Raw genomic sequence first — 15301 nt, 5'->3', positions numbered from 1 at the left:
ATCGCCGAACGAGGGTTCGACCTGGTCCCAGCGGATACGCACCCGTGTTACTGGCACGGGGGGAGCGGAACCTCAGTTCGGGTTCACCACCCGGCACTCTCAGCGCGGCGCCCCACGGGGCGCCGCGCGTCGTTTCGGGGTGGGGGATAAGAACGGGCCCCGCCCTGTGCTTCTCGGGCCGGACCGCGTAGGACTGCGGCGCGGCACAGGGCACCCGTGTCGGCGTGCGGTGCGGAACCCGCGTAGAGCCTCCGCGGAGGCGCGGACTGCGCCGCGCCGCGGAGTACGACGGCGCCGGCCGGCGGTCTGACGGCGCTGATCGGCCGGCCGCGGCCGTCTGCCGCGGAACGGGTCCTTCGGCCGGGCGTCCCCCCAGGGCCGCTCCGTGGTTCGCGACGGCGACGGTCGGCGGCCGGGCGACGAAGCTGAAAGGCCGGAAGCGGCGCTACGCCCCGCGAGGTGTCCTGTCGCGCATCACGCCGCCATCCCCAGCCAGGCGTCCCAGCTGGCCGGTATTCGCGGGCACGCGACCTGGATGAAGACCGAGGGGTGCGGGGCGCGGGGGGTGTTCTTGGGGAACATCCGCGCCTGGTGGGGCATGCGGTCGGCCTTGCGGCGGTTGCACGAGGAGCAGCAGGCCACGATGTTCTCCCACTCGCTCGAGCCGCCCTTCGAGCGCGGGATGACGTGGTCGACGGTGAGGTCGTGCCGGTCGCCGCAGTACTGGCAGGTGAAGTCGTCCCGGGCGAAGACGGCGCGGCGGGTCAGGCGGCGACGGCTGCGGCGGGGCACCGGGGCGTAGGTGCGCAGGCGGATGATCGCGGGGCGGGGGAGGGCGGTGTGCTCGGCGTGCAGCTCGCCCTCGCCGGTCTCGATCACCTCGGCCTTCTCCTTCAAGAGCAGCACGGCGGCGCGCTTGACGCCGCACACGTGTATCGGCTCGTAGGTCGCGTTGAGGACCAGCACGTGCGAGCTCGGGGCGGACGCGGAGCCCGCGTCGAGCGACGTCTCCGTCGTGGTGGCGCCGCCGGTCGCGCCGGCACCCGCCTTGCCGTTCGTGGAGCCCGAGCCGGCCTTGCCCGCCGCTCCGGGCGACCGGCGTTTGCGCGCAGTGATGTGTCCACCACCCCTCGGCGGGACCGGAGCGTTTCCGGCGCCTCGGGGCGGCAGGGTCACGACGGTGGCTGAGGGCTCGCCCGCGTGCATCACCTGTGCCTCGACACCGAGGATACCCGCCGTCTCGCGGTTGTCCAACGGCTTTCACGGGCGGGTCACGGGACGGCCCGGCCCGCGTACGCGGACTCAGTCGTCGATGCCCGGTCGGGGGGCCGGGGGGACGCCGTCGATGGCGCCGTCGGCGGCCACCGCGCCCGCGCGGAGGGCGTGGGCGAGCGCCTCTTCCTCCTCAGGGGCGAGGCGGTGCTCGGGCTCGCCGCGATTGATGCGGCGGATGTACAGGCGCGCCTGGTCGCGGTGGTGGATCGAGGTGATCACGAAGCCGTCGCCGCGGACGTCGAGCAGCGCGAGCGAGCAGGACTGCTGCCCTGACTGCTCGCCGTAGGCGTCGTACCGCACCAGGCCGTGGCGGGAGAAGACGCGCAGGATCGCGCCCTCGATGCCGCCCATCCGGGTCGACAGGCGATCCGAGAGCGCCCGCCACTCGGCCGTCGAGCGGTCGACGTGGTGGGTGAGCCGCGCGGCGTGGGCGACGAGATCCTGCGTGCCGCTCTCGCCGAGGACGGCGGACTGGGCCCGGCGGAGGCCGCGGAACCGCAGCGACAGCACGAGCAGCCAGATCAGGGCGATCGCCGCCAGGGCGGTGCCCACGACGGCGATCAGGTGATACGTCTCCTCGCCGCCGGGCACCGGGTCAGCCGCCGATCGTCACCGAGTACGTGGCCTCGTTGTTGTCGAGCTTCTCCTCGCCCGGCACGCCGCCGACCTTCACGACGAGCTCGCCGCTCTGGCCGGAACGGACGGTCGCGGGGAGCTCGAGCTCGACCTCGGCGGTCTGGCCCTGGGCGATCGACGCCACGGTCTTCTTCGTGCTCACGGCGCGGCCGCCGCCCGACGGCGTGAACGTCACGCCGACGTCGATGTTCGTCTCGTCCGTGTCGCCGCCGTTCTGCACGCTGACGGTGACGGCGCGGCCCGTGACGGTCGTCGCCTCGCCGCCGGCCTGCAGGGCCGTGTCGCCGAAGCTCACCGCGTTGAGCGCGGTGCCGTGGGTGCCGGGCTGCGCCGGCTCCTCGCCCGAGCGGTCTCGGACGGCGCCGGAGGAAGCCGCCTCCCCGGTGCTGCCGCCGCCTCCGCCGGCCAGCGTGGAGAGCACGGCGACCGGGTCGAGCAGGGAGACGTCGCGCAGGGTGGCCGGGGCGCTGACGTTGGCGCCCGAGACGTCCTTGGCCGCGAGCGCCTCGTCGATCAGCGGCTTCGTGCGCTGGGAGACGATCACGTCGCTGGCGAGGAACGCGCCGAGCTCGCCGGCGATCCGCCGGGCCGCGGCCTCGGAGGTGTCCTCGTCGGCCTTGGCCGCGGGGATCTGCTCGGCGATGATCCGCACGGCGCGGGCGCGGAAGTTCATGGCCAGCTCGAGGTCGTGCTGCGCCGCCTTCCCGCTGTCGTCGCCGGGCTCGCTGAAGTTCTTCACGCGCTCGGCCTGGCTCTCCGCCGTCTCGCGCAGGCGGTTCAGCGACGTCTGCAGCGTGTTGGCGTCCTCGCCGGAGGCCAGGGCGCGGAACAGGGGCTCCGAGACGTCGTCGCGGGACTCCTGCAGCACGGCGGTGACGTCCCGCGCGTAGTCCTTCAGGGCCGAGGTGCGGCTGCCGTTCACGCAGCTCTGCACCCCGACGACCAGCAGGATGAGGACGAGCACGATGATGCCGCTGGCCACGATCTGGCGCTGGCGGGCGGTCTTCGGGTCCACTGACCCGCCCGCGCCGCCGCCACCACCACCGGGGCCGGAGGGCCGACCGGCGCCGAATCCCCCGAACCGGCCAGCAGCGCGCGCGCCGGCACCGCGCCGGGGCTCGGCGTCGGCGACGTGCGTGGGCTCATCGAAGTCGTCGTCGTCGAAGAACGACACGGGGTGCGCTCCTGGGGAGGTGGCAAGAAATGCGCCGGAGAGTCCAGAGGACGCTAACCGACGGTCCTGCCTGCCGTTCACCGTTCCTGGGGCGGTTCCTTCCTGAGAGGACACATTCCGGACACTTCCCGGGCGGTCGGGGGGCGGTCCGGGCGACCGCGGGGGGCGGATCGGGGCCACCACGGGGGGCGGTCCGGGCGACCGCGGGGGGCGGGGCGAGCCGGGGCCGCGGGCGCCGTCCTGCACGGGAAGGAGGGTCCGGGAGGGGGGCGAAGACGGTGCCGTGCGCACGGGAACCGCCCACAGGACCGAAGCGTCACCCGTCCTTCCTCCCGCGATGGAGGACGGCGCCCCCACGGCCGCGCGGCTCCGGCCCGCTGCCGCGGGCCACGGGTCACCCGCGCGCGAGGTGCGGCCCACGCCCCCCGGCGCGGACCGCGCGCCCGGCGACCTCGTGCTCGGCCGCTACGCGCTCGTGCGCATCGTCGGCCGCGGCGGCGCGGGGACCGTGTGGCAGGCGGAGGACCGCAACCTCGGGCGCGTGGTGGCGATCAAGTGCCTGCCCAGCGACGGTGGCGACCGCGCGCTGGCCGAGGCCCGTGCGGCCGCCCGCCTGGGCCACCCGACCGTCGTCGGCACCTACGGGTTGGGCACGGCCGACGGCTGCGCGTGGCTCGTGACGGAGTTCGTCGCCGGCGACACGCTGCGGCGGACGATCGCCGAGGACACGCACACGGACGACGAGCTGCTCCAGATCGGCGTCGCGGTGTGCGTGGCGCTCCGGCACGCGCACTCGCGCGGGATCGTCCACCGCGACGTCACGCCCCGCAACATCCTCGTGCCCGTCGGCGCGTTCGACGGCACCGACCCCAAGCAGCCCTGCCGCACCCACGTCGCGCCGGCCAAGCTGGCGGACTTCGGGATCGCGCGCCTGAAGGAGGCGCCGGAGGAGACGCGTCAGGGCCGGATCGTCGGCACCCTCTCGTACATGGCCCCCGAGCGGCTGAAGGGCGCGACGGGCGACGAGTCCGGCGACCTGTGGGCGCTTGGCGTGATCCTGCACGAGGCGTTCGTCGGCGAGCACCCCGCGGGCAAGCCCGACAAGGCGAGCGCGCTCGTGCGCACGCACACGGACCTGCCGTCCCTGGGCCCGCGCCGTCCGGACCTCCCCGAGGGCGTCGTCGCGGCGATCGACCGCGCCTCGTCCACCGACGCCGTCGACCGCGGGACCGTGGAGGAGCTCGAGCGCGCCCTGCGGAGCGGCCTCGCCGAGCGGGGCGTCGCCGTGGCCCCCGTGCTGCGCGAGTCCGCCCCGCGGCCCGTCGCGGGGCCGCGTCCGGCCGGGACCGCTCGTCCCCGGGGCTCCCGTCCGGTGGCCGAACGCGCCCCGGCGGCCCGCGCCTCGGCCCCGCGTCCCGCGCTCCTGCGCGCGGCCCCGGCGGCCGCGGCGCTCGGCGCGGCCGTGGGGCCCGCGGCGCTCGCCGCCCTGCTCCTCGCCGCGCTCGCGGTCGCGTTCGGCGCGGTGGGTGGCCCGGCGGCCCGGACCGGCATGCGACCGCGGGTAGCGGCGGGCGTCGCGCTGCTCGCCCTCGTCGCGGCGGCGGCGGGCGTCGTCGTCCCCGTGGCGGTCGCGGCCGTCGGCGGGTCCGGGAGTGGCGCGGTCGCGGCCGTCGTCGCGTTCCTGCTCACGGCGGCCACGGGAGCGTGCCTCGGTCGGATGCGAACACCCCGTAGCATCCGGTGACCGAGCCCGGTACCCCTGTGCTGCGAGACATCGAGAGCAAGCTTGCTGGTCTGGTCGAAGGCACCTTCGGCCGGTTGTTCCGAAGCGAGGTGACCCCCGCTGAGCTGGCCCGTGGGCTGGCTCGGGAGATGGAGTCGTCGCGCCGCCAGGGGCTCGACCGCACCTGGGTCGCCCACCACTACGACGTGTACCTCTCGCCCGCCGACTACCGCCGGATCTCCGACGGCGCCACCATCCTCGCCGACGAGCTCTCGGCGAACCTCGTGCTGCACGCCCGCGAGCAGCGGTTCGCGCTGGCGCACGCGCCGCAGGTCGTCTTCCACCGCGGCGACGAGCTGCCCACGAGCCGCTACGGCGTACGGGCGAGCCACGAGGACGCCCCGCCGGCCGTCGCCGCGCAGCCCGACCACGGTCGGTCCGCCCGCCCCGCCGGTCCCCAGCGCACCGGTCGCGAGGAGCCCGTCGGGCGCACCGGTCCGGCCGAGCCCGCGGCGCGCTCCCGCGAGCCGCAGCGGCCCGCCGAGGTCGTCCCGCCCCGCCCGCGCGGCGGCGGTTCCGGCGTCGCGCCGGCGATCGTGCTGTCCATGGACGGCCGGCGAGAGTCCGTGCCGCTCGACGGCGGCACCGTCGGACGCAGCCGCGACTGCGACGTCGTGATCGCCAGCGCCGAGGTCTCCCGCCAGCACATGGAGCTGCGTCCGCGTGGCGACGGCTGGCTCGTGTGGGACCTGGGCTCCACGAACGGCGTGCGCCTGAACGGCCGGATGATCGGCGGCCCGAACGAGCCGACGCCCGTGCGCATCGGCGACCGCCTGGAGCTGGGCACCGTCGTGCTGCACGTGGAGGACGGCGCGTGATCGCACCACCCCTCGCGGACCTCGTCGAGCCGGTCTCCGTCGCGCTGAAGTTCGCGATCGTCGGCGTGCTCTACCTGTTCCTGGCGTGGGTGGCGCGTTCGAGCGTCGTCGACCTCTCCCGCGGTGCCGTGGGCGCGGTCGCGCCCGGCGTGGTGGCGGGCGAGGGCCTCTCCGGCGGCGGTCGCGGCGAGCCCCGGCTGCGGGTCGAGCGCGCGATCGGGCACCATCCCGGGGACGAGTACGACATCGGCCAGGGCGCGGTCATCGGCCGCGGTGCCCAGGTCGAGATCCAGATCGAGGATCCGTACGCATCGAGCAGGCACGCGGGGCTGGTGCGACAGGCAGGGGTGGTCATCGTGGAGGATCTGGGTTCGACGAACGGCACGTTCCTCAACGAGGAGCCGCTCGTGGGTGCCCAGCCGCTCCAGCTGGGCGACCGCATCCGCATCGGTGACACCGAGTTCACCTACCTGGACGACTGAGTGCTTCGCGTCATCGAATACGCCCAGCGGACGGACACCGGCCGCCAGCGCCCCGCCAACGAGGACTCCTTCCTGGCGCGGACGCCCCTGTTCGCCGTCGCGGACGGCATGGGCGGCGCCCAAGCCGGCGAGGTCGCCTCCCGCATGGCGGTCGAGGTGCTTCACGAGGGCCTCGGCGACGCGAAGGACGGCACGATGGCCGAGCGGCTGCGCGACCGCGTGGTCGAGGCCAACCGCCGGATCCACGAGCGCGCGCAGAGCGACAGCTCCAACGCCGGGATGGGCACGACGCTCACCGCCGCCTACGTCGACGAGCGCGAGCTCGTGGTGGTCCACGTCGGCGACAGCCGCCTCTACCGCCTGCGCCACAACCACCTCGAGCGCCTGACCCGCGACCACTCGCTCGTCGAGGAGCTCGTGCGCCAGGGCCGGCTCACGCCGGAGGAGGCCGCGGAGCACCCGCAGCGCTCCATCATCACCCGCGCGCTGGGGCCGGAGTCCGAGGTCGCCGTCGACTCCGAGGTCCTGCGGGTCGAGAACCACGACCTCTACATGGTCTGCAGCGACGGCCTCACCGCGATGCTGTCCGAGGACCGCATCGAGGACCTCCTGAACATCGACGCGTCGCTGGACGCCCGGGTCGACGCCCTCGTCGACGCGGCGAACGAGGCCGGCGGCCGCGACAACATCACCGTCCTGCTGTTCCGCGTCGCGGGCGACGAGTCGGCGCCCGTCTACCCCGCCACGCGCGGGGCGGCGATCGAGGACGAGCCGACGATGCCGCACGCCGGCCCCGACGCCCCGGGCGAGCTGACGGACGACGGCACGGGCCGCGGCGAGCAGACGACGGCGGTCATGCCGGCCGTCGCCGCCCCCGAGCGCGAGGAGCCCGGCCCCCGGCCGCTCATCGACCGGCCCGAGCCGCACGGCACCGTCACGGGCGGCACGAAGCGCCGCCGTCGCGGCCTGCGCGCCGGCCCGTTCATCGTGCTGTTCCTCGTCGGCTGCGTGCTGACGGGCGTGTATTTCGCGTCCCAGACGGTCTACTTCGTCGGCTCCTACCGCGGCCTCGTCACGGTCTACCGCGGGCTGCCGTACGAGCTGCCGCTCGGGATCGACCTCTACAGCCCGAACTACCCGTCGTCGGTGCCCGTGAGCGAGGTGGATCCGGCGCTGCGCGAGCGGCTGTTCGACCACCGGATCCGCTCGCTCGGTGACGCGAACGACCTGGTCTCCCGCCTGGAGCGCGGCGAGGTCGTCAAGCCGTGAGCGCCCGCAACCGCGAGGCTCTCGCGCTGTTGCCGTCCGCCCTGCTGGTCACCGCCGGCTTCGCGGCGATCTTCCTCAAGCGCGACGCCTTCCTCTCCAACGCCTCGCTGACGTACGGGGCCGTCTTCCTCGGCCTCTGCCTCGTCGGGCATCTCGTCATCCGCTTCACGGCGCCGAACGCGGACCCGTACCTGTTCCCGCTCGTGGCGGTGCTCGCGTGCTTCGGGCTCGTCGAGCTCTACCGGATCGACGAGAGCTTCGCCCGGCTGCAGGCGCAGTGGTTCGTCGTCGGCCTGGGGCTGTTCGCGTTCACGATGGTGGTGCTGCGCGACTACCACCTGCTCGAGCGCTACCGGTACACGATCGCGGCAGGCTCGCTGCTCCTGCTGGTGCTGCCGCGCATGCCCGTGATCGGCGAGGCGACGAACGGGGCCTACCTCTCGATCCGGCTCGGGCCGTTCTCGTTCCAGGCCGCGGAGTTCGCGAAGATCGGCATCGTCATCTTCCTCGCGGGCTACCTGCGCGAGACCCGGCAGGTGCTGATCCACGGGGGCCGCCGGTTCCTGGGCATGTCGCTCCCGCCGCTGCGCCACTTCGGCCCGCTCTTGGCGATCTGGGGCACGGCGATGCTGCTCCTCATCTTCATCCGCGACCTCGGCGCCGCCCTCATGTTCTTCGGCGCGTTCCTCGCGCTGCTCTACGTCGCGACGGGCAAGAAGCGCTACCCGCTGCTCGGGCTCGGCGCGTTCGCCCTCGGCGCCTACGTCGTCGGCGGGCGGGTCGGGCACGTGCAGGACCGCGTCGCCGCGTGGCAGAACCCGTTGGACCCCGTGCTGTTCGGGGCGGACATCGCGGACCAGGGCAAGCCCGGGTTCGGCTCGAGCTACCAGCTGGCGCAGTCGCTCTTCGCCCAGGCCGACGGCGGGCTCTTCGGCCGGGGCTTCGGCCAGGCCGAGCTCCTGACGCGGGTCTCGGACGGTGGCACCGTGACGACGGAGCTGCTGCCGGCGTCGCAGACGGACATGATCTACGCGCTGATCACGAACGAGACCGGGCTGATCGGCGCCGCCGCGATCCTGCTCACCTACCTGCTGATCGTGCAGCGCGGGTTCCGCATCGCGTCCCTGGCGCGCGACCCGTTCTCCAAGCTGCTGGCGACCGGCCTGACGTCGGTCTTCGCCCTCCAGGTGTTCGTGATCGTCGGCGGCGTGACCAAGGTGATCCCGCTGACCGGCGTCACGCTCCCCTTCATCTCGTACGGCGGCTCCTCCGTGATGGCCAACTTCATCCTGCTCGCGCTGCTCATGCGCGTGTCCGAGGACGCCCGGAGGCCCACGTGAACGGGCAGATCCGGAACCTCTTCCTCGTCGTCCTCGTGCTGTTCGGGCTGCTGCTCGTCTTCACCTCGCGCTGGACGGTCCTCGAGGACGGCGACCTGCGGGCGTCGGCGCAGAACAACCGCGACGTCATCCGGGCGCAGCGGGTCCCGCGCGGGCGGATCCTCGCGGCGGACGGCACCGTGCTCGCGCGCAGCGTGCGGACGCGCTCCCGCGGCACGAACACCACGGTCTACAAGCGCCGGTACCCGAAGGGCGCGGCGTACGCGGGCCCCGTCGGCGTCTCGGACCTGCAGTTCGGCCAGTCCGGGCTGGAGAAGTCGCAGAACGCGTTCCTCGGGGGCAAGGCGGTCAAGCTCGCCACGGCGGTCGACCGCCTGATCCAGGGTGACCAGCGCGGGAGCACCATCCGCACCACGCTGGAGCCCAAGGTCCAGGAGGCGGCGCTGGCCGGACTCAACGGGCGCGCCGGCTCGGTCGTCGCGCTCGAGCCGGAGACGGGCAAGGTGCTCGGGATGGCCTCCGTGCCGGGCTACGACCCCAACCGCATGATCTCCGAGCCCGGCTACCGGACGACGCTGAAGAACAGCGCCGAGCTCAACCGGGCCACGCAGGCGGCCTACGTCCCCGGCTCGACGTTCAAGGTGCTGACCGCGGCCGCGGCGCTGGACTCGGGCAAGTACACGCCCGACACCACCGTCGACGGCTCGACCGGGCAGCGGTTCTCCGGGCAGCCGCTGGCGAACTTCAACGGCGAGCAGTTCGGCCAGGTCACGCTGACGCAGGCGCTGACGCAGTCCATCAACGGCGCGTTCGGCAACATCGCCAACGACCTCGGCGGCCGCACCCTGCAGGAGTACATGGAGCGCTTCGGCTTCGACGCGAAGCCGCCGCTGGACTACCCGGCCGGGCAGATCCGCACCTCGGGGATCCGCCGCAACGACAAGCTGATCCCGGCCACGAGCAAGTACGTCGACCTGGCCCGCACCGGGATCGGACAGGACAAGCTCGGGGCCACCCCGCTGCAGATGGCCATGGTCGTCTCCGCCGTGGCCAACGACGGCCGGCTCATGAAGCCGCACCTCACCGACCGCGTGGTCGACCCGGACGGGCGCGTGCAGGAAGAGGTGCAGCCGCAGCTCTACAAGCAGTCGATGAAGGCCTCGAGCGCGCGTCAGCTGCAGCAGATGATGGGCAACGTCGTCGACGAGGGCACCGGCGCTCAGGCGCAGCTGGGCACGGACGTGCGGGTCGGCGGCAAGACCGGCACGGCCGAGCTGGGCAACATCGCCGACGGCATCAACAACCTCTGGTTCATCGGCTTCGCCCCGCTCGAGGACCCGAAGGTCGCGGTCGCCGTGATCGTGGAGAACAGCCCGGGCCAGGGCGGCCAGGTCGCCGCGCCGATCGCCAAGAGCGTGATCCAGGCCGCCCTCGCGGCCGGGGCCGGCCGGTGAGCCCGGCGGGCCACCCCGCCCGCCCGGGGGGTGGCGGGCGGACGTTCGGTCGATGGTTCGAGGCTGTCCGGTGGACGGCCGGTGGACCGACGGCGGGCGCCCCGCGGTCGGTCGCCCTCGACGGGCATGATGGGTCTCGCGTGCAGGGAGCGGCGAGCAGATGAACCGGGCCGGACAGACCATCGACGGGCGCTACCTCGTCGAGCGCCGCCTGGGCACGGGCGGCATGGCCGAGGTCTACGCCTGCGAGGACCTGCAGCTGGGGCGGCACGTCGCGGTGAAGGTCCTCCACGAGCAGCTGGCCGAGGACCCCGATGTCGTCGCGCGGTTCCGCCGCGAGAGCCAGTCCGCCGCGGGCCTGCAGCACCCCCACATCGTCCAGGTCTTCGACCGCGGCGACTGGGACGGCATCCCCTACATGGCGATGGAGCTCGTCGACGGGGTGACGCTGAAGGACGTCATCCGCGACCAGGCGCCGCTGGATCCGGTCAAGACGATCGACCAGATCTCGCAGGTGCTCGACGCCCTGCGCTACGCGCACCGCCGCGGGCTCGTCCACCGCGACATCAAGCCGCAGAACGTCCTCGTCGGCCCCGACGGCGACCTCAAGGTCGCGGACTTCGGCATCGCGCGCGCCATCGACGACCTGCAGATGACGCAGACGGGGATGATCGTGGGCACCGCCCACTACCTCTCCCCGGAGCAGGCGTCCGGGCTGCCCGTCGCGCCGTCCGCCGACCTCTACGCGGTCGGCGTCGTGCTCTTCGAGATGCTGACGGGGCGGATGCCGTTCGACGGCGACCAGCCCGTCGCGATCGCGCTCAAGCACGTCAACGAGGAGCCGCCGGCCCTCTCCATCGTCAACCCGAACGTCCCCGCGGACCTCGAGTACGTCGTCCTGAAGGCGATGTCGAAGCAGCCCGAGGATCGCTTCGAGGACGCGGAGGACTTCATCGCGGCGCTGCAGTCGGTGCGCCACCGCATCGTCTCGGGTGCCCCGGTGCCCGCGCAGCCGCAGCTCCTGACCGCGGCCCCCGCGCCGGGCATGTACGGCGGCCAGACCACGGGCGGCTGGCTCCAGCCCGCCGCCGGCATGGCCGTCCCTGCGGGCGTGGCGCCGGAGGAGGCGCGCGAGAACGCGCAGGCCCGCCGGCGGCGCCGGTGGACGGTCGGGATCGTCTCGCTGCTCGCCGTGCTCGGCGTGGCCGCGATCGCCGCCTACCTGACGTTCGGCCGCATGGAGGTCGTCCCGAGCGTGAAGGGGCAGAGCTTCACGAAGGCCGAGCAGCGGCTCGAGGCGCGCGGGTTCGACGTCGTCCGCGACAACCGCGACGTCACCAGCCGCCGCTACGAGCGTGGCGAGGTCGTCTACCAGTCGCCCGTGAGCGGCAAGAAGGTGCGGCGCGGCACGACCATCCGCCTCGTCGTCTCGTCCGGTCCGGAGCAGGCGTCCGTGCCCGTGGTGGAGTCGCTGACGCCCGAGCAGGCGCGGGCGAAGCTGGGCGACGCCGGGTTCGACGACTTCCTCGTCGCGAACGAGAACAGCGACGACGTGACCCGAGGGCTCGTGACGCGCACGGACCCGGTGGCGGGCGCCAGCATCCCGCCGGGCGAGAAGATCACGATCTACGTCTCGCAGGGCCCCGCCGCGGACGGCACGGCCACCCAGAAGGTGACCGTCCCCGATCTGGAGGGCCAGGGGCGGGCCGAGGCGGCCGCCGCGCTGCGGCGGATCGGGCTGTCGGCGAGCTTCTCCGAGGAGGAGAGCGAGGAGGCCCCGGGCACCGTCATCGCGCAGAACCCCGGCGCGCGGTCGCAGGTCGACCGCGGCGGGACCGTGGCGGTGACGCTCGCGAAGGAGCCGGTCGACGAGGCCGACCCCGATACCGCGACGGACCCCACCACGACGGCCCCGGAGAGCACCGACGTGCGCGTGCCGAACCTCACGGGACGTACCCGCGCGGCCGCCGAGAAGGCGCTGAAGGCGGCAGGGCTGAAGCCCTCCGTGGTCACGACGACCACCACGGAGCAGAGCGAGGACGGAAAGGTCGTCAATCAGGTGCCGAACGGGGGCAGGGTGGCGAAGGGCTCGCAGGTGACCATCACGGTCGGGAAGTACCAGGCGCAGGACGAGGCGGAGGGCGGCACGCAGAGCGGCACGTCCTCGGAGGCGGCCGACGCGCGCACGCAGAGCGGCGCGACCACGGACCGGGCCGGCGGGCGGACCCAGAGCGGCACGTCCACGGCAGCGGCCGGCGCGACGTCGACCGTCGCCGGCGGAGGCCGCTCGTGACCCGCGTCGCGGTCCTCGGCGGCGGCCGGTCCTCCGAGCACGACGTCTCGCTGCGCTCCGCCGCGGCGGTGGCGGCGGGCCTGCGGGCGGCCGGCCACGAGGTGGTCGAGGTCGACCTCGACCGCGACGGCTCCTGGACCACGCGCGACGGCGAGCCCGTCCTGCTCACCCCCGGCGGCGGCCTGCTCGACTGCGACGTCGTCTTCCCCGTGCTGCACGGCCCGTTCGGCGAGGACGGCACCGTGCAGGGGCTGCTCGACCTGCTCGACGTGCCCTACGTCGGCTCGTCCGTCCTCGGCTCGGCCGTCGCGATGGACAAGCTCGTCTTCAAGGACCTCATGCTCGCCGCGGGGATCCCGCAGGTCGCCTACGAGCCCGTCCACGCCCGCGACTGGGAGCACGACCGCGCCGGCGTGCTCGAGCGCATCGCCCGGCTGGGCATGCCCGTGTGGGTCAAGCCCTCGCGGCTCGGCTCGTCCGTCGGCATCGCGCCCGCCCGCACGCCCGACGACGTCGCTCCCGCGATCGAGGATGCGCTGCGCCACGACGCGCGCGTGATCGTCGAGGCGTCGGCCGTCGGGGTCGAGGCGGAGACCGCGGTGCTCGGGTCGAACGACGCGCCGACGGTGTCGGAGATCGGCCAGATCGTGCTCACGAGCGACGACCCGGACGCCTGGTACGACTACGAGGCGAAGTACACCCCGGGCGGCATGGAGCTGCGGGTGCCGGCGCCGATCAGCGCCACCGCCCGCGCCCGCGTGCAGGAGCTCGCGGCGCGCGCGTTCACGCTCTCCTGCTGCGACGGCCTCGCCCGCGCGGACTTCTTCGTCCACGGCGAGGACGTGCTGCTCAACGAGCTCAACACCCTGCCCGGGTTCACGGAGACGTCGGCCTACGGCAAGCTCTGGGAGGCCAGCGGGGTCAGCTACCCCGACCTCGTCTCCCGCCTCGTGGCCCTGGCGCTCGAGCGCTACGACCGCGAGCGCGCGCAGGCCTTCTAGCGGGCGCAGCCCCGGGGAGCGCCCGGGGTCGCCCGGCGCTCTGCGGGGCGGCTCTGCCGGTGGTGCCCCGTCGTGGGGCAGGCGCCGTAGCCCGTGCCCTAGGAGCGGGCCCGCACGAGGCCCATCGCGCTGATCTGGACCTTCGTGCGCCCGCCGCTGGCCGGGGGCATCTTCGTGATCCACAGCAGGTAGTAGCGGTACCGCTTGCCGTTCGTCTCCAGCGCGACGCGGTTGTCGCCGGTCTTCGCGGACGAGAGGCTGCCGACCTCGGTCCACCCCGCGTCGGTGACGGTGCTCGGGGGCTCCGAGCCGGTGGCGGCGTAGACCGTGGCGGCCCAGCCACCCTTGGGGGTCGTCACGTCGAGCTTGGTGGCGGCCACGGAGCGCGATCCGCCGCCGGCGTCGAGGTAGATGCCGACGCCGTCCTTGCCGGCGATCGTGTCGCCCTGGTACGTCTCGGTCGACCAGGAGGTGTTCTTGTCGCCGTCGAGCACGCGGAAGGTGTCGGAGGAGTGCTCCTGGCCGTCGCCGGGCGGCGGGTCGTAGTCCGACGCCGCGTCGCTCTTGAGGGAGATCGCGACCTCCCCCTTGGGCACCTCGACCCGCGGCTTCTGGCTCGTGCCGCGCGTCGCGTTGTCGCTCGTGAGCAGGACGGCGGCGACGGCCAGGGCCGCGAGGACCAGCAGGACGGCGACGGCGATGACGGTGCGCTTGCCGGGACGCAGGTTGGCGCGGCTGCGCTGGGCCTGCGGGAGGCTGCGGAAGACGGCGGTGGCCTCGCCCGTCGTCTCGCCGCGGCGGCCGGCCTCGATCGTGAGGACGTCCTCCAGGTCGGCGACGAGCTCCTCGGTGGAGGAGTAGCGGACGTCGAGCGGCTTGGCGGTGGCGCGGTCGACGACGGCGGCCAGGGCGGTCCCGATCGACGGGCGCAGCTGCTGCACGTCGGGGATCTCGTCCCGCACGTGCTTCATCGCGACGGCGATCTGGTTGTCCCCCTTGAAGGGGATGTCGCCGATGAGCATCTCGTAGAGCACGATGCCCAGCGAGTAGATGTCGCTCTGCCCGTCGACGTCGTGCCCCATCGCCTGCTCGGGCGAGACGTAGTCCGTGGTGCCCAGCACCCGGCCGTCGGCGGTCAGGCCGTGCTCCTCGACGGAGCGGGCGATGCCGAAGTCGGTGACCTTCGCCTGCCCGTCCTCGTTGATCATCACGTTCTGCGGCTTGACGTCCCGGTGGACGATGCCGCGCTCGTGGGCGGCGCCGAGGGCGCGCGCGATCTCGATGGCGTAGGCGACGGCCTCGGTGACGGGCAGGCGACCGGCGCGCTGGACGCGCTCCTTGAGGGTCTCGCCCGCGACGTACTCGAAGACGATGAACGGGGTGTCGTCGTGCTCGCCCGCGTCGATGACCTGGACGATGTTCGGATGGTTCAGGCGCGCGACGGCCCGGGCCTCGCGGCCGAACCGCTCGAGCTGCTCCGGGTTCTCCGCCAGGTTGCGGTGCATCCGCTTGATCGCCACCGTGCGCTCCAGCACGGTGTCGAAGGCGCGGTAGACCGTCGACATGCCTCCAGAGCCGATCTGGGCCTCGAGGCGGTAGCGATCCGCGAGCAGTGTCCCGACGTCGATGGTCACCGGTACGGCCCTATTGTGCGGGTCCGACGGGGGTCCGTGTCCTGCGCTTGCCCGGGAAGGTGCCGCCGGTCGCCGCGCGGCGCGCGCTCACGCACGGGGTCGGACGTCGGGGAGGGCGGCCACCCGGGGCATCTTGCCGGTC

The 15301-nt window shown here is 73.7% G+C and carries 12 protein-coding genes; 8 read left to right on the top strand and 4 right to left on the bottom strand.

Going from position 1 to position 15301, the window contains the following annotated elements; translation table 11 throughout:
• Nucleotides 1–474: 474 nt before the first annotated feature.
• From F593_RS26345 to F593_RS0117805, 3 genes are all read right to left on the bottom strand, one after another.
• Nucleotides 475–1206: an HNH endonuclease gene (locus F593_RS26345; protein ID WP_022930103.1), complete on the bottom strand. Its 732-nt coding sequence runs from the start codon at nucleotides 1204–1206 to the stop codon at nucleotides 475–477.
• 96 nt (nucleotides 1207–1302) lie between these two features.
• A complete protein-coding gene (locus F593_RS28750) occupies nucleotides 1303–1866 on the bottom strand; it encodes a DUF4446 family protein (protein WP_022930102.1) in 564 nt (187 codons plus the stop codon).
• Nucleotides 1867–1870: 4 nt separating this feature from the next.
• Entirely contained in the window at nucleotides 1871–3085 is a 1215-nt protein-coding gene (locus F593_RS0117805) for a hypothetical protein (protein ID WP_022930101.1), read from the bottom strand.
• Between the two features lie 409 nt (nucleotides 3086–3494).
• On the opposite strand from F593_RS0117805, the gene F593_RS26335 reads away from it, so the two are divergent.
• The 8 genes from F593_RS26335 (at nucleotide 3495) to F593_RS0117765 (ending at nucleotide 13525) form a co-directional block, all read left to right on the top strand.
• Nucleotides 3495–4829, top strand: a complete 1335-nt coding sequence (locus tag F593_RS26335; RefSeq protein WP_169449219.1) for a serine/threonine-protein kinase — start codon at nucleotides 3495–3497, stop codon at nucleotides 4827–4829.
• Complete coding sequence (locus F593_RS0117795; RefSeq protein ID WP_084630166.1) at nucleotides 4826–5686, top strand: FhaA domain-containing protein; 861 nt, start codon at nucleotides 4826–4828, stop codon at nucleotides 5684–5686. The genes F593_RS26335 and F593_RS0117795 overlap by 4 nt, the downstream gene beginning before the upstream one ends.
• Nucleotides 5683–6168 carry an FHA domain-containing protein gene (locus F593_RS0117790; protein WP_022930098.1) on the top strand — a complete coding sequence of 162 codons (486 nt, stop codon included), beginning with the start codon at nucleotides 5683–5685 and terminating at the stop codon, nucleotides 6166–6168. The genes F593_RS0117795 and F593_RS0117790 overlap by 4 nt, the downstream gene beginning before the upstream one ends.
• Nucleotides 6169–7437 (top strand): Stp1/IreP family PP2C-type Ser/Thr phosphatase, encoded by a 1269-nt coding sequence (locus F593_RS26330; protein ID WP_022930097.1) that lies wholly within the window; start codon nucleotides 6169–6171, stop codon nucleotides 7435–7437.
• Nucleotides 7434–8777: an FtsW/RodA/SpoVE family cell cycle protein gene (locus tag F593_RS0117780; RefSeq protein WP_022930096.1), complete on the top strand. Its 1344-nt coding sequence runs from the start codon at nucleotides 7434–7436 to the stop codon at nucleotides 8775–8777. The genes F593_RS26330 and F593_RS0117780 overlap by 4 nt, the downstream gene beginning before the upstream one ends.
• A complete protein-coding gene (locus tag F593_RS0117775) occupies nucleotides 8774–10231 on the top strand; it encodes a peptidoglycan D,D-transpeptidase FtsI family protein (RefSeq protein WP_022930095.1) in 1458 nt (485 codons plus the stop codon). Before F593_RS0117780 ends, F593_RS0117775 begins: the two co-directional genes overlap by 4 nt.
• Nucleotides 10232–10391: 160 nt before the next feature.
• On the top strand, nucleotides 10392–12524 hold the full coding sequence (gene pknB / locus F593_RS26325; protein ID WP_022930094.1) for a Stk1 family PASTA domain-containing Ser/Thr kinase: 2133 nt from the start codon (nucleotides 10392–10394) through the stop codon (nucleotides 12522–12524).
• Nucleotides 12521–13525, top strand: a complete 1005-nt coding sequence (locus F593_RS0117765) for a D-alanine--D-alanine ligase family protein (protein WP_022930093.1) — start codon at nucleotides 12521–12523, stop codon at nucleotides 13523–13525. The genes pknB and F593_RS0117765 overlap by 4 nt, the downstream gene beginning before the upstream one ends.
• A gap of 98 nt (nucleotides 13526–13623) precedes the next feature.
• On the opposite strand, the gene F593_RS0117760 is transcribed toward F593_RS0117765, so the two are convergent.
• A complete protein-coding gene (locus F593_RS0117760) occupies nucleotides 13624–15159 on the bottom strand; it encodes a protein kinase domain-containing protein (protein WP_022930092.1) in 1536 nt (511 codons plus the stop codon).
• Between the last annotated feature and the right edge of the window lie 142 nt (nucleotides 15160–15301).

It is taken from the genome of Patulibacter americanus DSM 16676, assembly GCF_000420025.1.
Lineage (GTDB): Bacteria > Actinomycetota > Thermoleophilia > Solirubrobacterales > Solirubrobacteraceae > Patulibacter > Patulibacter americanus.
The sequence above is the reverse complement of the archived record's forward strand: the minus strand, read 5'-3'. Positions and strand labels throughout refer to the sequence as shown.